This is a genomic window from Aquicoccus sp. SU-CL01552 (assembly GCF_040365005.1).
Taxonomy (GTDB): domain Bacteria; phylum Pseudomonadota; class Alphaproteobacteria; order Rhodobacterales; family Rhodobacteraceae; genus Antarcticimicrobium.
Map to the genome: position 1 here is coordinate 101,445 of NZ_BAABWV010000003.1, position 18,425 is coordinate 119,869.

At 67.4% G+C, this 18,425-nt stretch carries 19 protein-coding genes; 13 read left to right on the top strand and 6 right to left on the bottom strand.

Annotation, left to right across the window (positions count from 1 at the left end):
- Nucleotides 1–26: 26 nt before the first annotated feature.
- Together ABWV23_RS04790 and ABWV23_RS04795 are read left to right on the top strand one after the other, a co-directional pair.
- The gene (locus ABWV23_RS04790) at nucleotides 27–1,409 is read left to right on the top strand and encodes a leucyl aminopeptidase family protein (RefSeq protein WP_353345491.1); all 1,383 of its coding nucleotides are present in this window, start codon (nucleotides 27–29) and stop codon (nucleotides 1,407–1,409) included.
- Entirely contained in the window at nucleotides 1,406–2,263 is an 858-nt protein-coding gene (locus ABWV23_RS04795; RefSeq protein ID WP_353345493.1) for a C40 family peptidase, read from the top strand. The genes ABWV23_RS04790 and ABWV23_RS04795 overlap by 4 nt, the downstream gene beginning before the upstream one ends.
- A gap of 19 nt (nucleotides 2,264–2,282) precedes the next feature.
- Here the strand turns inward: ABWV23_RS04795 and ABWV23_RS04800 are convergent, their stop codons facing one another.
- Together ABWV23_RS04800 and ABWV23_RS04805 are read right to left on the bottom strand one after the other, a co-directional pair.
- Nucleotides 2,283–2,627 (bottom strand): DUF2794 domain-containing protein, encoded by a 345-nt coding sequence (locus ABWV23_RS04800; RefSeq protein WP_353345495.1) that lies wholly within the window; start codon nucleotides 2,625–2,627, stop codon nucleotides 2,283–2,285.
- 64 nt (nucleotides 2,628–2,691) lie between these two features.
- Nucleotides 2,692–4,347, bottom strand: coding sequence for a Y-family DNA polymerase (locus ABWV23_RS04805; RefSeq protein ID WP_353345822.1), 1,656 nt, complete (start codon nucleotides 4,345–4,347; stop codon nucleotides 2,692–2,694).
- A gap of 205 nt (nucleotides 4,348–4,552) precedes the next feature.
- On the opposite strand from ABWV23_RS04805, the gene ABWV23_RS04810 reads away from it, so the two are divergent.
- From ABWV23_RS04810 to ABWV23_RS04820, 3 genes are read left to right on the top strand one after another with little or no spacing between them, the layout of a single operon-like run.
- On the top strand, nucleotides 4,553–5,683 hold the full coding sequence (locus ABWV23_RS04810) for an S-(hydroxymethyl)glutathione dehydrogenase/class III alcohol dehydrogenase (protein WP_353345497.1): 1,131 nt from the start codon (nucleotides 4,553–4,555) through the stop codon (nucleotides 5,681–5,683).
- A gap of 37 nt (nucleotides 5,684–5,720) precedes the next feature.
- Nucleotides 5,721–6,212 (top strand): GNAT family N-acetyltransferase, encoded by a 492-nt coding sequence (locus ABWV23_RS04815; protein ID WP_353345499.1) that lies wholly within the window; start codon nucleotides 5,721–5,723, stop codon nucleotides 6,210–6,212.
- Nucleotides 6,213–6,271: 59 nt separating this feature from the next.
- The gene (locus ABWV23_RS04820; RefSeq protein WP_353345501.1) at nucleotides 6,272–7,009 is read left to right on the top strand and encodes an NYN domain-containing protein; all 738 of its coding nucleotides are present in this window, start codon (nucleotides 6,272–6,274) and stop codon (nucleotides 7,007–7,009) included.
- An 18-nt stretch (nucleotides 7,010–7,027) separates the two neighbouring features.
- Here ABWV23_RS04820 and ABWV23_RS04825 read toward each other — a convergent pair whose 3' ends face one another.
- Nucleotides 7,028–7,645, bottom strand: a complete 618-nt coding sequence (locus ABWV23_RS04825) for a TetR/AcrR family transcriptional regulator (protein WP_353345503.1) — start codon at nucleotides 7,643–7,645, stop codon at nucleotides 7,028–7,030.
- A 133-nt stretch (nucleotides 7,646–7,778) separates the two neighbouring features.
- On the opposite strand from ABWV23_RS04825, the gene mbfA reads away from it, so the two are divergent.
- From mbfA to ABWV23_RS04855, 6 genes are all read left to right on the top strand, one after another.
- Nucleotides 7,779–8,750, top strand: a complete 972-nt coding sequence (gene mbfA / locus ABWV23_RS04830) for an iron exporter MbfA (protein ID WP_353345505.1) — start codon at nucleotides 7,779–7,781, stop codon at nucleotides 8,748–8,750.
- Between the two features lie 40 nt (nucleotides 8,751–8,790).
- Entirely contained in the window at nucleotides 8,791–9,720 is a 930-nt protein-coding gene (locus ABWV23_RS04835; protein ID WP_353345507.1) for an AEC family transporter, read from the top strand.
- A 106-nt stretch (nucleotides 9,721–9,826) separates the two neighbouring features.
- Nucleotides 9,827–10,657 (top strand): S-formylglutathione hydrolase, encoded by an 831-nt coding sequence (gene fghA, locus ABWV23_RS04840; RefSeq protein ID WP_353345509.1) that lies wholly within the window; start codon nucleotides 9,827–9,829, stop codon nucleotides 10,655–10,657.
- Nucleotides 10,658–10,661: 4 nt separating this feature from the next.
- Nucleotides 10,662–11,120 (top strand): YaiI/YqxD family protein, encoded by a 459-nt coding sequence (locus tag ABWV23_RS04845; RefSeq protein ID WP_353345511.1) that lies wholly within the window; start codon nucleotides 10,662–10,664, stop codon nucleotides 11,118–11,120.
- Between the two features lie 67 nt (nucleotides 11,121–11,187).
- Nucleotides 11,188–11,811 carry an HAD family hydrolase gene (locus tag ABWV23_RS04850; protein WP_353345513.1) on the top strand — a complete coding sequence of 208 codons (624 nt, stop codon included), beginning with the start codon at nucleotides 11,188–11,190 and terminating at the stop codon, nucleotides 11,809–11,811.
- Nucleotides 11,808–12,731, top strand: a complete 924-nt coding sequence (locus ABWV23_RS04855; protein WP_353345515.1) for an ornithine cyclodeaminase family protein — start codon at nucleotides 11,808–11,810, stop codon at nucleotides 12,729–12,731. Before ABWV23_RS04850 ends, ABWV23_RS04855 begins: the two co-directional genes overlap by 4 nt.
- A 20-nt stretch (nucleotides 12,732–12,751) precedes the next feature.
- Here the strand turns inward: ABWV23_RS04855 and ABWV23_RS04860 are convergent, their stop codons facing one another.
- Nucleotides 12,752–13,990, bottom strand: a complete 1,239-nt coding sequence (locus tag ABWV23_RS04860) for an MFS transporter (protein ID WP_353345517.1) — start codon at nucleotides 13,988–13,990, stop codon at nucleotides 12,752–12,754.
- A gap of 158 nt (nucleotides 13,991–14,148) precedes the next feature.
- On the opposite strand from ABWV23_RS04860, the gene zapE reads away from it, so the two are divergent.
- On the top strand, nucleotides 14,149–15,210 hold the full coding sequence (gene zapE, locus ABWV23_RS04865; protein ID WP_353345519.1) for a cell division protein ZapE: 1,062 nt from the start codon (nucleotides 14,149–14,151) through the stop codon (nucleotides 15,208–15,210).
- On the top strand, nucleotides 15,207–16,112 hold the full coding sequence (locus tag ABWV23_RS04870; protein ID WP_353345521.1) for a bestrophin family protein: 906 nt from the start codon (nucleotides 15,207–15,209) through the stop codon (nucleotides 16,110–16,112). Before zapE ends, ABWV23_RS04870 begins: the two co-directional genes overlap by 4 nt.
- Before the next feature lie 5 nt (nucleotides 16,113–16,117).
- Here the strand turns inward: ABWV23_RS04870 and ABWV23_RS04875 are convergent, their stop codons facing one another.
- Nucleotides 16,118–17,401: a bifunctional folylpolyglutamate synthase/dihydrofolate synthase gene (locus tag ABWV23_RS04875; RefSeq protein WP_353345523.1), complete on the bottom strand. Its 1,284-nt coding sequence runs from the start codon at nucleotides 17,399–17,401 to the stop codon at nucleotides 16,118–16,120.
- A gap of 43 nt (nucleotides 17,402–17,444) precedes the next feature.
- Entirely contained in the window at nucleotides 17,445–18,407 is a 963-nt protein-coding gene (accD, locus tag ABWV23_RS04880) for an acetyl-CoA carboxylase, carboxyltransferase subunit beta (protein ID WP_353345525.1), read from the bottom strand.
- Nucleotides 18,408–18,425: the final 18 nt, after the last annotated feature.

An 18,425-nucleotide genomic window follows, 5' to 3' on the forward strand; every position in this document is an offset into this window, starting at 1 on the left:
ATCCCGACCATAACGCGAGATACCGAATGACCCCCACCTTTGCCGCGCCCGACAGCCCCGCCGTCCCCCTGCATGTTATCGACCAGACCGCGCTTGAGAGCTGGTTGAAGACCCAGGACGACACCGTGCGGCGCTGGGTCGAGGTCAACGGGTTTACCGGCGCGCGCGCCCAGGCGCTGGTGGTGCCCGGCGCCGATGGCGCCCCGGTCATGGCGCTGGCGGGCTATGGCGACGCCGCTCAACGGGCGCGACGCCGCTTCATGCTGGCCGCCGCGGCGCAGGCCCTGCCGGCAGGCACCTACCGCATCGCCTCGGGCCTCGAGGGCACCGCGCTCGCGACCGAGGCGTTCGGCTGGCTGATTGATGGCTATGGCTTCGACCGTTACCGCGGCCAAGGCGGCACCGCGCGCGCGCTGGTCGCCCCGGAAGGGGTAGACGCAACCCGGATCGAGGCGATGGCGGCCTCGGAATGGCTGATCCGCGATTTGATCAACACCCCCGCCTCGGACATGGGGCCCGCCGAACTGGAGGCGGCCGCCCGTGACCTGGCCAAGGCCCATGGCGCGACCCTCGACACCGTGCAGGGCGACGACCTGCTGAAGCGGAACTTTCCCATGATCCACACGGTCGGCCGCGCCTCGGACCGCGCCCCCCGGCTGATCGACATGCACTGGGGCAAGACCGGCCCCAAGCTCACGCTGGTGGGCAAGGGCGTGTGTTTCGACACCGGCGGGCTGGACATCAAGCCGCCGCGCAGCATGGCCCTGATGAAAAAGGACATGGGCGGCGCGGCCACGGTGCTGGGGCTGGCCCGGATGATCATGGCGCTGGATCTGCCGGTTCAGCTTCGGGTGCTGATCCCGGCAGTCGAGAACGCGGTCGCCGGCAATGCGTTTCGGCCCGGCGATATCCTGACCTCGCGCAAGGGGTTGACGGTCGAGATCAACAACACCGATGCCGAGGGGCGGCTGGTGCTGGCCGATGCGCTGGCGCTGGCGGACGAGGACAACCCCAACCTGATCGTGTCGATGGCGACACTGACCGGCGCGGCGCGGGTGGCTGTCGGGGGCGATATCGCGCCCTTCTTCACCGATGACGAACAGGTGGCCGGGGCACTGGCCGAGGCAGCGGCCAAGGCCGCCGACCCGGTCTGGCGGTTGCCCTTCCATGCCCCCTACGAGCTGGATATCGAGCCGGGCATCGCCGACCTGGACAATGCCCCCGGCGGCGGCATGGCCGGGGCGATCACCGCCGCGCTGTTCCTGCGCCGGTTCGTGGAAGCCTCGCGCTATGTCCATTTCGACATCTACGCCTGGAGTGCGGCGGCGGCACCGGGCCGGACCAAGGGTGGATTCGGACAGGGCGCGCGCGCGTTGCTCGAGGCCCTGCCCGCGATGCTGAAGCTGTGACCGACCGTCGCCGCCTCCGCTTCAACGGGCGCGTCGCCCATGACAGCCTGCGCGGACAGGTCGAGGCCGCGCGCTTCACCGCCGGCACCCCCTGCCTGGCCGCCGTCCCGCGCGCAACCATCTTTGCCAGCGCCGAGGGCGGCGCGCGCGACCGCGAACTGGTCTTCGGCGAAGGGTTCACCGCGCTTGACTGGCGCGGACCGATGGCCTTTGGCTTTGCCGCGCGCGACGGTCATGTGGGCTGGGTCGAGGCCGCCGCGCTCTGGCCCGATGCACCCGCCCCGACCCATCGCGTGCACGCCCGCCACAGCTATGCCAAGGCCCTGCCGGAGTTGAAGACGCGGGACGAGGTGCTCTGGCTGTCGCAGGGGGCACGGGTCACCGCGACCGGAACGCAGGGCGCATGGACCCGGATCGCCACCCTGGGCGAAGACGGCCCGCGCCCGCTTTGGTTGCCCTCGGCGCACTTGGCGCCGGTCGATCAACCCGAGGCCGACCCGGTGGCGGTCGCCGAGTTGTTCCTTGGCACGCCGTACCTCTGGGGCGGAAACTCTGCCTTCGGCATCGACTGTTCCGGGCTGGTGCAGGCGGCCTGCCTCGCCTGCGGCATCCCCTGCCCCGGCGACAGCGACCAGCAGGAGCAGGAGCTGGGCCAATCCCTGCCCGAGGGGACCGCGCCGCAACGGGGCGATCTGTTGTTCTGGGTCGGGCATGTGGCGCTGGTTGTGGATGGTGAAACCCTGATCCACGCCAACGCCCATCACATGGCGGTGGCCCACGAGGGGATCACCGAGACCATCGCGCGGATCGCGGAACAGGGTGACGGGCCGGTGACGGCGCACAAGCGGCTGTAACGCCCGCCTGTTCCACGGCCTATTCCACCACGCGGATCAACTTTCGCTCCAGCACCCGCAGCACGGTTTTCAGGTCATGGCCGCGCTTGAGGATCTGCCCGTCCATGCCGACCACCGCGTATTGCCCCTGCCGGCCGCGCAGCCTGGGACGCTTTTCGATCCGGTAGAGCGGATGTTCGGCGGTGCGGCGAAACACCGAGAACACCGCCATGTCCCGCAGGCAGGAAATGCCATAGTCGCGCCATTCGCCGGCAGCGACCATGCGCCCGTATAGCGACAGGATGACAGAGAGTTCCCGGCGGTCAAAGGCGACCTGGGCCGGGGCGGAGCCGTGGGGATACCCGCTGGGCGTCTGCATGTTCATGGAAACAAGGTACGCGGTCTTTCCACTAAATCAAGCCTTTCGCCGCCCCGTGCCCTGCGAAAGCTCAGGCGAACCGCCCGTGGCAGAACCACCCCGAGGACAGCGCCGCGCCATGGGCATAGAACAGCCACAACCGGTCGCCGTGCCGCGTGGTGACCGCCCAGTAATCGCGCACACCGCTGCGCCAGGCCGGATCGTCCAGCCACCACTCCGGCGCGATGCGTTCGGGCCCGGCGGCCGTGGCCGGCACCCGGTCGCGCCCGCGCCAGCGGAACCCGGCGGGCAGCTCGGGCATATCGGGGGCTATCACCGGCTCGGGCGGCCACAACAGCAACGGGCGCGGCGCCGGGGGCGCGGGCCAGGTGCCCGCCGGTTCGGACCAGGCGGCGGCCAGCACCTGCGCGGTTTTCTCGGGGATATGGCTGGCGGCCGGGTGGCGGCGGGTGATCGCCTCCATCCCCACCCGTGCGCCCAGACGCCCCAGCAGATCGTCCAGCGCCGCGCCGCCCTCCAACCGCGCCCGCACCGCCTCGCCCGCTTGCAGGTGGCCGGCGGCGGTGCGGGCATGCACCGGCTCGGCCTGGGTGACCTCCAGCCGCAGCATGTCGATGCCGAAACCGGCGTCGATCACGTCGAGCTTCAGCTCCAGAAGCGGGCGGATGCGCGCCGGGTCATGGCCCGGGCGGGCCAACCCCACGGTGATCGCCTCGGCGGCGCGGTCGGTGCGGTGCGCCTCGAGCCGGAGCTGCCGCGCCCCCTGCCCCGCCGCCTCCAGCCCGGCACAGAGCCGGGGCAGCATCCGGTCGATCCCGGCCAGCAGATCCGCCTTGAGCCCGATCGGCTCGGGCAGGGTCAACCGCACGGCAAACCTCCGCTCCGGGCGCGCGGGCGAGACTGGCTCGGGCGCGCTCCCCATGACCTGGTCAAGCCGATGCACCAGCCCCTTGCCGAACCGCCGCGCCAGCCCGGCGCGCGGCTGGCCCAGCAGGTCACCGATCCGCCGCAACCCCAGCCGGTTCAGCTGCGCCACCGTGTCGGGATCAAGCCGCAGCGCCGCCACCGGCAGCGGCGCCAGCGCGCCATAGGTCTTGCCCGGCCCCGCGATCCGGGGCGCCGCACCCGCCGTCGTCGCCGGGGTGGGGGCGACCCCGCCCCGGGTCCAGTGCCGTCGCTTGCCAGCGCGGGACCGGGTGGCCCGCGCTTCCTGGTCGATGGCATCGCCCGAGCGCCCCGACCCGGCGACCTGCCCAGCGAACCGCGCCAGCGCCCGGGCCGCCCCCGGCGTATCGGCCAGCCCCGCCCGCAGGCTCAGGCCCATCGCGGCGCAATCGGCCTCGGCCTGTGCCAGCAGCGCCGCCTCGCCGCCGAATAGATGCGCGCAGCCGGTCAGATCCAGCATCAGCCCGTCCGGCGCCTCCTCGGCCACCCAGGGGCTGAACTTGCCGGCCCAGCGCCGCAACGCCGCCAGGAACGCCGCCTCGCCCGCCGGATCACGGGGGCGGGTCGCCAACCCAGCGCAGATCGCATGGGCATCGCGCAACGGCTGTCCCACCCGCAGCCCGGCCGCCTCGCCCGCTGCGTCCAGCGCCGCGACAACCTGCATGTTGGCGCGCTCCTCGACCACCGCCAGCGGCCCCTCCAACACCCCGCGCGCCAGGCGCAGCGCCCGCTCGGCGGCAAGGCGGGGAAACCACAGCGAGAGAAGTCGGCGTTTCGGCATGATCTGGGCGGACACCACAAATGTTCTTCATTTGTTCGTAATATAATCCTCCCCTTGCGGGAGTCGAGCCGCATCCTTTGGCGCTGTCCGGGCCGAAACCGTCGAAATCGTCAGCGCAGATAGCAGGGCCATCGCGTTGAATGAGCATTGAAACCGGCCCGGCTTTGCCGCAGGTTCCGGGCGAATCCTTAGGAGGTATCTGATCATGCGCACCCGTGCCGCCGTGGCCCTCGAGGCCGGAAAACCGCTTGAAATCATGGAAGTGAACCTGGACGGCCCGAAGGCGGGCGAGGTCCTGGTGGAGATCAAGGCGACCGGCATCTGCCACACCGATGAGTTCACCCGCTCCGGCGCCGACCCCGAGGGGATCTTTCCCGCCATCCTCGGCCACGAGGGCGCCGGCGTCGTGCTCGAGGTGGGCGAGGGTGTCACCACGCTCAAGCCCGGCGATCACGTGATCCCGCTTTACACGCCGGAATGCCGCGAATGCGCGTCCTGCCTCTCGGGCAAGACCAACCTGTGCACCGCGATCCGCAACACCCAGGGCCAGGGGCTGATGCCCGATGGCACCACCCGGTTCTCGATGCTGGATGGCACGCCGATCTATCACTACATGGGCTGCTCGACCTTCGCCAATCACACGGTGATGCCCGAGATCGCGCTGGCCAAGGTGCGCGAGGACGCGCCGTTCGACAAGATCTGCTACATCGGCTGCGGCGTCACCACCGGCATCGGCGCGGTGATCAATACAGCCGGGGTCGAGATCGGCTCGACGGCGGCGGTCTTCGGCCTTGGCGGCATCGGGCTCAACGTGATCCAGGGCCTGCGCATGGCCGGCTGCGACATGATCATCGGGGTCGACCTGAACGACGACAAGGCGGTGATGGCGAAGAAATTCGGCATGACCCATTTCATCAACCCGATGAAGGCGCAGCGCCCGGTGGTGCAGGAGATCGTCGAGCTGACCAAGACCGAGAAAGACCAGATCGGCGGCGTCGATTACTCGTTCGATGCCACCGGCAACGTGCAGGTGATGCGCGACGCGCTGGAATGCTCGCACCGCGGCTGGGGCGTGTCGGTGGTGATCGGCGTGGCACCCTCGGGGGCCGAGATCTCCACCCGTCCGTTCCAGCTGGTCACCGGCCGGGTCTGGAAAGGCACCGCATTCGGCGGCGCCAAGGGGCGCACCGACGTGCCGAAGTTCGTCGACTGGTACATGGATGGCAAGATCGAGATCGACCCGATGATCACCCACAAGCTGAGCCTCGACGAGATCAACAAGGGCTTTGACCTCATGCACGAGGGCAAGTCGATCCGCGCGGTGGTGGAATACTGAGGCGGGATCGCACCGACCGATTGCGGGAAGACGAGCAATGAACGACATGACCATCCGGCCCGCCACGCGGGCCGATGACGACGCGATCTGGGAGATGCTGGAGCCGGTGATCCGGGGCGGCGACACCTATGCGCTGCCGCGCGACATGACGCGTGCGGCGGCGCTGGCCTATTGGTTCGCGCCCGCCAACACCGTCCTGCTGGCCGAGGCCGAGGGCGCACCGTTGGGCACCTATTACCTGAAGCCCAACGCCATGGGCGGGGGCGATCATGTCTGCAACTGCGGCTATGTCACCGCGCGCGCGGCGCAGGGCAAGGGGATCGCGCGGACCATGCTGGCCGACTCGTTCGACCGCGCACGCGAGGCCGGGTTCCGCGCCATGCAGTACAATTTCGTGATCTCGACCAACACCCGGGCCATCGACATCTGGCAACGTGCCGGGTTCGACATCGTCGGTCGCCTGCCCGGTGCCTATCGTCACCCGTCGCAGGGCTATGTCGACGCGCTGGTGATGTTCCGCCCGCTCTGAGCCATTGCACCAGCGCGCCGGATCGTACAATTTCAATCCCGAATTGGGGAGTTTCGCCTATGGCTGAAAAACCGAATACACCGCTGCTCGCGGTGCTGATCGACGCCGACAACATCTCGGCTAAATACGCCGAGGCCATCTTCGAGGAGATCGCCTCCTTCGGAGAGGCCAGCATCCGGCGCATCTACGGCGATTTCTCCGGCGGCGCGCCGCAGGGCTGGTCCAAGGACAAGATCGCGGCACTGGCGATCATCCCGCATCAGCAATTCGCCAATACCACCGGCAAGAACGCCAGCGACATCGCCCTGGTGATCGACGCGATGGACATCCTGCACTCGGGCCGGTTCGACGGTTTCGTGCTGATCTCGTCGGACAGCGATTTCACCCGGCTGGCCAGCCGAATCCGCGAACAGGGGCTGGACGTCTATGGCATGGGCATGCGCAAGACGCCGGCGGCCTTCGTCAAGGCCTGCAAACGGTTCATCTACGTCGAGAACCTGATGCAGGAGCCGCAGAAACCCAAGGCCAAGGCCCCGACGAAACCGGTGGAAATCAGCGAGGCCCCTGCCGAGCTGGAGGATCCGGCCAAGCTGGTGATCCGCGCCATGGATGCCATCGACCAGGAGGACGAGTGGTATTCCCTGGGCCAGATCGGCCAGTTCATCACCGCCGCCAACCCCGATTTCGATACCCGCAGCTATGGCAAGAAAAAGCTGAGCGACCTGGTCAAGGAACTCAAGCGCTTCGAGACCAAGGTCGGCGACGGCAACCAGTTGTTCGTGCGGCGGGTCGACTGACCACGGCCCGCCGTCCCGTCAGGCGCCGTAGCGGGCCAGGAACATGTCGACGGCCTGTTGCACCACCTCGTCGATCTCCTGCTCCGAGAACTTGGACTGGATGCCGAACACCGCGCGCGGCCAGAGCTTGACCTTGCACAGTTCGGAAAACTGCTCTGCGGCCATCGGGATATCGTCGATGGCCAGCTCGCCGCGTGCCGCCGCGCAGGACAGGTAAGCGCCGATCCGTTCACGCACCCGCACCGGGCCGCCGGCGTAATAAGCCCGCCCCAGTTCCGGAAAACGCTCTCGCTCGGCGACGCTGAGGCGGAACACCTGCTGGGCCAACCGCGACAGCGTGAACCGGATGACATGGCGGGCGGCGGCGGTCAGAACCTCGCGCGCGGGGCGGGTATCGTCGATCCGCGCCAGCATCTGATCCGCCATCACCCCGCATTCGGTCCCGGCCACCTCCATGAACAACAGGCGCTTGTCCGGGAAATAACTGTAAAGCGTGGCCTTCGAGACCCCGGCGACCCGGGCGATGTCATCGACGCTGGCCCCCTCGAACCCGTCGGCCATGAATACCTTGCGCGCGCCCTCCAGAACCTGATCGAACTTGCGACCGGTCCTGACGATTTCCGACATTTCTCCCATGCACCCCTCCGATGGCCTCCCCAAACTCTACTATAAACTGATCGGTTCAGTTACAGCAAATCCTCAAATTGAGGAGCTTGCAGACATCGTCGCACCAGAATACTTGGAACAAGTCTAAAAAAGAGGCCCGATCATGCAGTTTTTCGCGCGCAAGCGGTTCCGCGACCTGACCGAACAGGAAATCCTCGCCCTGGCGATCTCGTCGGAAGAGGACGACGCGCGGATCTATCGCGGTTATGCCGAACGGCTGCGCGGGGAATTCCCGGCCACCGCCAGGATGTTCGACGGGATGGCCGAGGAAGAGGACGAACACCGCAGACGGCTGATCGCCGCCCATGCCGAACGGTTCGGCGAGACCATCCCGCTGATCCGGCGCGAACATGTGGCCGGCTATTACAATCGCCGCCCTGTCTGGCTGGTGGAAAACCTCGGGATCGAACGAATCCGCGAAGAAGCCGTCGCGATGGAGCGGCAGGCCGAACGCTTTTACGTGAATGCCGCCGCCAATTGCACCGATGCCTCGACCCGCGCACTGCTAGGCGATCTGGCTGCCGCCGAGGCCAAGCATGAATCGCTGGCCGAAAACCTTGCCGACGAACATCTGGACGAGGCAAGCCGCCACGACGAAGACCTCGCCTCTCACCGCCAGTTCGTTCTGACCTGGGTGCAGCCGGGGCTGGCCGGGCTGATGGACGGATCGGTTTCGACGCTGGCGCCGATCTTTGCCACCGCCTTTGCCACCCAGGACACGATGACCACCTTTCTCGTCGGGCTTGCGGCCTCGGTCGGGGCGGGCATCTCGATGGGCTTTACCGAGGCGGCCTCGGATGACGGGCAGCTTTCCGGGCGCGGCTCGCCGTTCAAGCGCGGGCTGTCCTCGGGGGTGATGACCACCCTCGGCGGGCTGGGCCACGCGCTGCCCTACCTGATCCCGCATTTCTGGACCGCGACCTCGATCGCCTGGGTCATCGTGTTCTTCGAGCTTTGGGCGATCGCCTGGATTCAGAAGAAATACATGGACACCCCGTTCCTGCGCGCGGCGTTCCAGGTCGTCTTCGGCGGCGCGCTGGTGCTGGCGGCGGGCATCATCATCGGCAGCGGCTAGCCGGCTTGCGGCCCCCCGCGCCAGCCGCTACCGATAGGCCATGATCGACATCTTCCTCAGAACCCTGCCCTTTTTCGCCATCATCGGCCTTGGCTACTGGGCCGGGCGCAGCCGGTTCTTCAGCGAAGAGGCGACCGCCTATCTGACCAAGTTCGTATTCTTCTTCGCGCTGTCGGCGATGATCTTCCGCTTCGCGGCGAACCTGCCCCTGTCCGAGGTATTCAACGGCAGGCTCGTTCTGGGCTATCTTTGCGGAACCGCCGTTGTCTATGGCATCGCCACGGCGGTCGCCTTCCTGCGCGGGCTCGACGTGCCCACCGCCTCGATCGAGGCGCAATGCGCAGTGATCGGGAACGTGGGCTTCCTCGGCCTGCCGATGCTATCGCTGCTGTTCGGCGAGGCGGCAATCGGGCCGGTGATGCTGGTGCTGACGACCGACCTGGTGGTGTTCTCCTCGCTGATCGTGATGCTGATCAACGGCGGGCGCGACGGGCGGCTCAAACTCTCGACGCTGCGGCTGATGGGGCTCGGACTGCTGCGCAATCCGATGATCGTGTCGATCGTGCTCGGCATGACGTGGTCGGCGCTGTCGCTGCCGGTGCCGGACCCGATGAACCAGTTCCTGACCATTCTCGGCGGCGCTGCCACCCCCGGCGCGCTGTTTGCCATCGGCGCCTCGCTGGCCGGCAAATCCGCCGAGCGGGTACAGGTCGCCGGCTGGCTGTCGGCGTCGAAACTGGTGCTGCACCCGGCCTTCGTGGCGCTGGCGGTGCTGGTTCTGTTCCCGATCGACCGGTTCTCGGCCAGCGTCGTGATCGCCGCGGCGGCCCTGCCGGTGGCCGGCAATGTCTACATGCTGGCGCAGCATTACGGGGTGGCGCCGCACCGGGCCTCGGCGGCGATCCTGTTCTCGACCGTGGCCAGCATCCTGACCGTGCCGATGGTGATCGCCTGGGTCTCGGCGCCCTGACCGCCCCTTCTTCTCTTTTCCAAATACTCCCGCCGGAGGCGCCCGCCCTTTACCCTGCCGCGCCGAGCCGGTAGCCAGTCACAAACCGCAACGGGAGTGCACGATCATGGAAACCCTGTCTGAAAATGCCGCCTTCGGCGGCGTGCAAGGCGTGTACAGGCACGCCTCGGATGTCTGCCAATGCGATATGACCTTCGGCTTGTTCCTGCCGGAAGGGGCAGAGGACGGACCGGTCCCGGTCCTGTGGTACCTCTCGGGGCTGACCTGCACCCATGAAAACGCCATGACCAAGGCCGGCGCCCAGGCCTGGGCGGCCGAGCATGGCATCGCGCTGGTGTTTCCCGACACCAGCCCGCGCGGCGCCGGCGTGGCCGATGATGAGGCCTATGACCTGGGCCAGGGGGCCGGGTTCTACGTCAACGCGACCCAGGCCCCCTGGGCACCGCATTTTCGCATGTGGGATTACATCGCCGAGGAACTGCCCCGGGTGATCGACGCCGGTTTCGCCATCGACCCGGAGCGGCAGGCGATCACCGGGCACTCCATGGGCGGGCACGGCGCGCTGACGTTGGCGATGAACCTGCCGGGGCGCTACCGCTCGGTCTCGGCCTTCGCGCCGATCGCCAACCCGACCGCCAGCGACTGGGGCCGCAAGCAGCTTGCCGCCTATCTCGGCGAGGACGAGGCAGCCTGGGCGCGCCACGACGCCACCCTGATGATGCGCGCGGGCGGCTTCGACGGGCCGGTCCTGATCGACCAGGGCGCGAGCGACCAGTTCCTCGACCTGCTGAAACCCGAGGCCCTGGCCCAGGCCATCGCCGAGCGGCGCCAACCGGCCAGTTTCCGCATGCAGAAGGGCTATGACCACAGCTATTTCTTCGTCTCCTCCTTCATGGAGGATCACGTCGCCTTTCACGCCGACGCGCTCTGGCGCTGAGACGATGGGCGCGCTCTATATCGATGCCGATGCCTGCCCGGTGAAAGCCGAGGCCGAGCGCGTCGCCACCCGGCACGGGTTGCGGATGTACGTGGTGTCCAACGGGGGGCTGCGCCCCTCGCCCAACCCGCTGGTGGAAACCGTGATCGTCGCCGAGGGCGCGGACGAGGCCGACAAGTGGATCGCCGAGCGCTGCGGGCCGGGCGACGTGGTGGTGACCGGGGATATCCCGCTGGCGGCGAAATGCGTCGAGGCCGGCGCCCGCGTGCTGCGCCACAACGGCGAGGCCTTCACCAAGGCCAACATCGGCCAGCAACTGGCGATGCGCGATCTGATGGCAGACCTGCGCGCCGCCAACCCGCTGGGCGCCGGCGGCAGCGGCCGCGGCTTTACAAAGGCAGATCGCTCCCGTTTTCTGGACGCGCTGGAACGGGAGATCAGGGCGGCCGGGCGACAGCCCTAGGCCGCAAATTTCTTCGAAGAAATTTGCCCGGAAAATTCGAATTTTCCGGGTGGGAAGGGACCGAAAGATGCAACCACAGGCCGTGATCTTCGACATCGGCAACGTCCTTATCGAGTGGCAGCCGGAACGGTTCTACGACGCCGAGATCGGCGAGGCGCGGCGTCGCGCCATGTTCGCCACCGTCGACCTGCACGGGATGAACGACGAGGTGGATCGCGGCGGGAATTTCACCGAGGTCGTCCATGCCACCGCCGATCGCTATCCGGAATGGCGCGACGAGATCCGCATGTGGCATGACCGCTGGCTGGAGATGGCCGCGCCCGAGATCCCGCATTCGGTCCGCCTGTTGCGTGCGCTCCGGGCCAAGGGCATCCCTGTCTTTGCGCTGACCAATTTCGGCGTGCAGACCTTCGACGACATCGCCGCGCCGCATTACCCCTTCCTGTCCGAGTTCGACCGCGCCTATGTCTCGGGCCACATGAAGACGATCAAGCCCGAGCCGCGCATCTACGAGATGGTCGAGGCCGATTGCGGCATCGACCCCGCGGCGCTGATCTTTACCGACGACCGGCCCGACAATATCGACATGGCCGCCAGCCGGGGCTGGCAAACCCATCTGTTCACCGGCCCGCAGGGCTGGGCCGACCGGCTGGTCGAGGCCGGGCTGCTGACCAAGGAGGACGCGAAATGAGCACGACCATTCCCATCATTCCCTTCGACGCGGGCGAAAAGCTGCTCGATTGGCTGGACCTGACCGACGCGCTGGCCGACGGTCATGACCTGCCCCGCGCCGAGATCGCCGATACCTTTCTCTACCGCGATCCCGATACGCTGCTGAACCGCGCCGCCTGGATCGACGGGTTGGGCAGCCTGGTCAAGACCGCCACCGTGTTTCCGCGCAACCCCGAACACGGGGTGCCCATGGTCAACGGCGGGGTGAGCCTCTATTCCGACCTCGACGGCACGCTGGAGGCGCTGGTGGATTTCCACCTGGTGACCAAGTGGAAGACCGCCGGCGACAGCCTGCTGGCCGCCCGCCGGCTGGCCCGCCCCGACAGCGCGCGGATCGTGATCGCCGGCGCCGGCACCGTGGGCCGCTCGCTCTGCGAGGCCTTCGCCGAGGCCTTTCCCAAGGCGAAGATCGCCCTGTGGAACCGCACCGTGGCCAAGGCCGAGGCGCTGGCGCAGGAGATCGGCAGCGTCGATGTCGCCCCTGACTTGGAGGCGGCGGTGCGGCAGGCCGATATCGTGGTCAGCGCCACCATGTCCTCGGAGCCGCTGATCAAGGGCGACTGGCTGCACCCGGGCCAGCATATCAACCTGATCGGCGCCTATCGCCCCGACATGCGCGAGGCCGACGACATCGCGCTGCAACGGGCGAAGATCTATGTCGACAGCCGCGACACCACCATCGGCCATATCGGCGAGATCCAGATCCCGCTGGACCGGGGCGTGATCACCGAGGCCGACATCCTTGCCGATTTCTACCAGCTCGACGCCTTTGCACAGGGCGGGACCGAGGAGATCACCCTGTTCAAGAACGGTGGCGGCGCCCATCTGGACCTGATGACCAGCCGTTACATCCTCGATCGCTGGACGGCGGCGCAGTAAGGCGCCCCCGTCCCCGTGATCTAGGCCAGCCGGGCGCCCAGCGGGCGCTCGCGCACCGGCAGGTGGACGATGGCGCTGAAGGCGCCGACGCCGACACCGATCCACCACACGACGGTGTAATCGCCGAAGGCGTCGTACATCCGACCACCCAGCCAGACCCCCAGGAAGCCGCCGATCTGGTGGCTCAGGAACACGATGCCATAAAGCGTGCCCATGTAGCGCAGCCCGTAGATATGGGCGACCAGCCCGCTGGTCAGCGGCACGGTCGCCAGCCACAGCGCCCCCATCGCCACCGAGAACACCAGCACCGAGGCCGGGGTGATCGGCGCCAGGATGAAGGCGGCGGCGATCACCGTGCGGCCGGCATAGATGCCCGCCAGCAGGTATTTCCGGGAATAGAACCTGCCCGCCCATCCGGCCATCAGCGTACCGCCGATATTGGCCGCCCCGATCAGCGCGATGGACACCGCCCCCAGCGCCGAGGTGGTGGTGATGCCGATCCCGTGCAACAGGCTGCCGGGCTGGATCGGGCCGCACATCTCGGTCACGAAGGCGGGGAAATGCGCGGTGATGAAGGCAAGTTGATAGCCGCAACTGAAAAAACCGAGGAAGATCAGCGTATAAGAGGGATCGCGGAACGCCTTGACCAGGATCGTGCCCAGCGAGTCCTCCAGCTCCGTCCGGCTGGCGGGGGTCGGCACGCGCATCAGCGGCAGGGTCAGCACCAGCGCCAGGATCGCCACCGCGAAGACGAGGAAGGTGCTCTGCCAGCTCAGGAAGCTCATCAGCCATTCGGCCACCGGTGCGCCGACCATCTGGCCAAGGCTGCCCGCCGCGGTGGTGATCGCCAGCGCCATCGAGCGTTTCTCGTCCGAGGCGGCCCGCCCGACCACCGCGAGGATCACGCCAAAGCCGGTGCCGGCGATGCCGAAGCCTACCAGCCAGGCATATAGCTGCATCTCCATCGGGGTGGTTGACCAGGCGGTCAGAACCATGCCCGCCGCATAGGTCAGCGCCCCCATCACGATCGCCCTGCGGTCGCCGATCTTTTCGGCGATGGCGCCAAAAATCGGCTGGCCGATGCCCCAGGCCAGGTTCTGGATCGCGATCGCCATCGAGAATTCGGACCGGGCCCAGCCGAATTCCCCGGCCACGGGGAGCTGGAACACCCCGAAAGAAGCGCGGATCGCAAAGCTGACCATGATGATGATACAGCCGACGATCAGCACAGGGGTCAGCGAGGCGGCAGGGCGGGTCATAGGCAGGCTCCGTTCAGGGTAACGCGGCGAGGTTACGCCACTGGGTCGATGGATCAAATCAGGATTTGTCCGATGTTGCGTCAGAAATGCTGATATATCGCCCTTGGCCGCCCGGGCCATGCTTTTCAACCCCGTCACCGCGCGGTATGGCTGCGCCCATGTCCGATTTGATTGCCCTTTACAACGCCCGGATCGCGCAAGGCGCGCTGCACCACGACCCCGCGCAAGAGGCCGCCCTGCCCGAGCTGGAACGCATCCGCGCCGCCGTCGCGCAACCTGTCAAGCGCAAGCTGTTCCGCAAGGCCCCGCCGCCGCCCAAAGGGCTGTACCTCTGGGGTGGGGTCGGGCGCGGCAAGTCGATGCTGATGGATCTTTTCGTCGAGGCGCTGGACGGGACCGCAGTGCGCCGGGTGCATTTCCACGCCTTCATGCAGGAAATCCACGAGGCCATGCACCAGGCGCGCAAGAACGGCATCGAGGACGCGCTGGCCCCGGCGGCAGAGGACGTGATCAAATCCGTGCGGGTGCTGGCCTTTGACGAGATGCAGATCACCGACATCACCGACGCGATGATCGTGGGACGCCTGTTCGAGGCCCTGTTCGACGCCGGCGTGGTGGTGGTGACCACCTCGAACCGGGTGCCGGACGAGCTGTACAAGAACGGGCTGAACCGGCAGCTGTTCCTGCCCTTCATCCAGCTGATCAAGCAGCGCATGGAGGTCCGCGAACTGGCCAGCCCCAACGACTATCGCCAGAACCGGCTGGAGGGCACACAGGTCTATTTCACCCCGATCGGCCCCGAGGCACGCGACGCGATCCGCGCGGTCTGGACCGATCTGGCGGGCGGCCCCGGGACCGAGCTGGTGCTGGAGGTCAAGGGTCGCCGCGTGGCGCTTCCGGAATATCGCAACGGCATCGCGCGGGCGAGTTTCTATGACCTGTGCGGCCACTATCTTGGCCCGGCCGATTACCTGGCCATCGCCGAGGCGGTGCGGGTGCTGATCCTCGAGGATATCCCGAGCCTGTCGCGCAGCAACTTCAACGAGGCCAAACGCTTCGTCACCCTGATCGACGCGCTCTACGAGGCCAAGGTACGGCTGGTCTGCTCTGCCGCCGCGGAGCCGGAAATGCTCTACCTTGAGGGCGAGGGCGTGTTCGAATTCGAGCGCACCGCCAGCCGGCTGCGCGAAATGCAGGACAAGGACTGGGGCACCGCGTGATTCTGCGCGACCCGCCCCATACGCTGCGGCTTTTTCTGGTGCTGCAGGGCGCGGTCGTGCCACGGGTTCTCCCCCAGATCATCGGGGCCGCGCTGTGGTCACTGGCGGTTCTGCTCGTGGACCGGTTCCTGTTTGGCGTACCGGGCTTGCCGGTGGCTGCGATGGGGGTGTTCGGCATCTCGCTTTCGCTGTTCCTGGGGTTCCGGAACAACGTCGCCTATGACCGCTGGTGGGAGGCGCGCAAGATCTGGGGTGGGATGGTCGCGGATGTCCGCAGCCTGTCGCAGGAGTTGACCGTGTTCGGTGCATCCGAGGCGGACCGGGCCTATATCCTCACCCATATCCTGGCCTTTCACCACCTGCATCGGGGCCAGTTGCGCGGCGATGACGTGACCAGAGTGGTCACCGATTGGGTCGGGGCCGAGGCGGCCGCGCCGCTCTTGCGTCACGGCAACGGGCCGAACGCGGCGCTGCGCGCCATAGCCGAGCGGTTGCGCGAGATGGCCGAGGCCGAGCGCATCGACGGGTTCGGCCGGCGCGCCCTGACCGAACGGTTGGCCCGTTTCGCCGCCGCACAGGCCGGGAACGAGCGGCTGCTCACCACCCCGCTGCCCTTTGTCTATTCCCTGTTGATCTGGCGGACGACCTATCTCTACTGCCTCTTGCTGCCGTTTGCCCTTGTCGGGAACGCCGGCTGGTTCGAACCGGTGCTGATGGCGATGGTGGCCTATGTGTTCTTCGGACTGGCCGAAGTGACACATGAGCTGGAGCATCCCTTTGGCCGGCTGGAGAACTGCATGCCGCTGAGCGCGCTGTGCCGCGTGATGGAAATCTCGGTCTGCCACGCGCTGGAGCGCGAGGCGCCGCCACCACTGGAACCGGTCGACTTCGTGCTGACCTGAGGGCGCTACCCGTTCTCGCGCAGCACGCCGCCCGCGAGGTAGAGCGAGCCGCAGATCAGGATGCGGGCGTGCGGATCGGATTGCACGATGTGTTGCACCGCCGCCAGAACGCTGTCGGCGGTTTCGGCCGGCAGTCCCACCGCCCGCGCCGCCGACGCGGTTTCCTCGGCGGAGAGCGTATTGGCCTCGCCGGGGATCGAGACGGCGGTGAGGCTTTGGGCCTGCGCCGCCAGCGGGCGCAAATAGCCGGTCACGTCCTTGGTATTGAGCATGCCGCAGACCAGATGCGTGGGGCGGGGCGCCAACCCGGCCAGGTGCGCGCCCAGCGCGGCGCCCGCCGCCGCGTTGTGGCCGCCGTCCAACCAAAGCTCGGCCTGCGGCGTCGCCTCGCAAAGCGGGCCGGTCTTCAACCGCTGCATCCGGGCCGGCCATTCGACGCGCGTCATGGCGGACTCGCAGGCGGTCTCGCCCTGGCCCAGGTGTCGCAACGCCGCCAAAGCTGCACCGGCGTTCTGTATCTGGTGCGCGCCGGGCAGGCTCGGCAGCGGCAGGTCGAGCAACCCGCGCTCGTCCTGATAGATCAGCCGCCCGCGTTCCTCGTAAACATGCCAATGCTGGCCATAAGCGATCAGCGGTGCACCCAAGCGGGCAGCCTGTGCCTCGATCACCTCAAGCGCCTCGTCGGGCTGCGGGCCGACCACGCAGGGCACGCCGCGCTTGAGGATCCCGGCCTTCTCAAAGGCAATCTTGCCCAGCGTGTCACCGAGGAACTGCTCATGGTCGATCGACACCGGCGTGAGGATCGTCAGCGCCGGGGTCTCGATCACGTTGGTCGCGTCGAGCCGCCCGCCAAGGCCCACCTCCAACAGGGTGTAATCGGCCGGCGTGCGGGCAAAGGCCAGCAGCGCGGCGCAGGTGGTGATCTCGAAATAGGTGATGCTCTCGCCGCCATTGGCGGCATAGCATTCATCCAGTACCGCGCTCAGCTCCGGCTCGGAGATCAGCTTTCCCGCCACCCGGATCCGCTCGTGGAACCGCGCCAGGTGCGGCGAGGTATAGGCATGCGCCGTCAGGCCGGCCCCCTCCAGCCCGGCACGGATCATCGCCTGGGTCGAGCCCTTGCCGTTGGTGCCGGCGATATGGATCACCGGCGGCAGCCGGTCCTGCGGGTTGTCAAGCGCCGCCAGCAGGCGCCAGACCCGGTCCAGTGTCAGGTCGATGATCTTGGGGTGCAGCGCCATCATCCTGTCAAGGATGACATCCGACGCCGCCGGGGTCTGGGTCTGCATTCTGGCCTGCCTGTCTGCTGCGTCAGAGCGGGGCGCGGGCGTCTCAGCTTTCAGTTTCGTCCGCATCCGGTTTCGGGTCGGCGGGGCCGGTTTCGGGGCCGGTATCGGCTTCGCTGCTGACCGCCTCGGGCGCGGGAAGATCGCCGCGAATCGCCGGTGCCAGGCCCATCAGCATGCGGGTGATGGTGATCAGCTCGTCGCGCATCTCGGTGCGTTTGGTCACCCGGTCCAGCATGCCGTGATCCAGCAGATACTCGGCACGCTGGAACCCCTCGGGCAGCTTTTCACGGATGGTCTGTTCGATCACCCGCGGCCCGGCAAAGCAGATCAGCGCGTTGGGTTCGGCGATCTGCACGTCGCCCAGCATCGCGTAAGAGGCGGTGACGCCACCGGTCGTGGGATGGGTCAGCACCACGATATAGGGCAGCCCGGCCTCCTTGAGCATCTGCACCGCCACCGTGGTGCGCGGCATCTGCATCAGCGACAGGATCCCCTCCTGCATGCGGGCGCCGCCGGCGGACGAGAACAGGATCAGCGGGCGTTTCAACTTTACCGCCTGTTCGGCCGCGGCGACGATGGCATTGCCCACGTACATGCCCATCGATCCCCCCATGAAGGAGAAATCCTGCGCCGCGGCCACGATGGGGGTGCGCCCCATTTCGCCAGTGGCGACCAGCATCGCCTCTTTTTCGCCGGTCTTTTTCTGCGCCGCGCGCATCCGGTCGGGATATTTCTTCTGATCGCGGAAATGCAGCGGGTCGGCGACCGGTTCGGGAACCTCCACCTCGGAGAACACGCCGCCGTCGAACAGCGCCTCGAAGCGCGCCCGCGGGGTGATCGCCATGTGATGCCCGCAGTTGGTGCAGACATTCAGGTTATCGCTCAACTCGCGATGGAACAGCATGGTTCCGCATTCATCGCATTTCTGCCAGAGATTCTCCGGCACATCCCGGCGCGAAAAGATCGAGTTGATCCGGGGGCGGACGTAATTTGTGATCCAGTTCATGTCGAGGCCTCTCGCAGG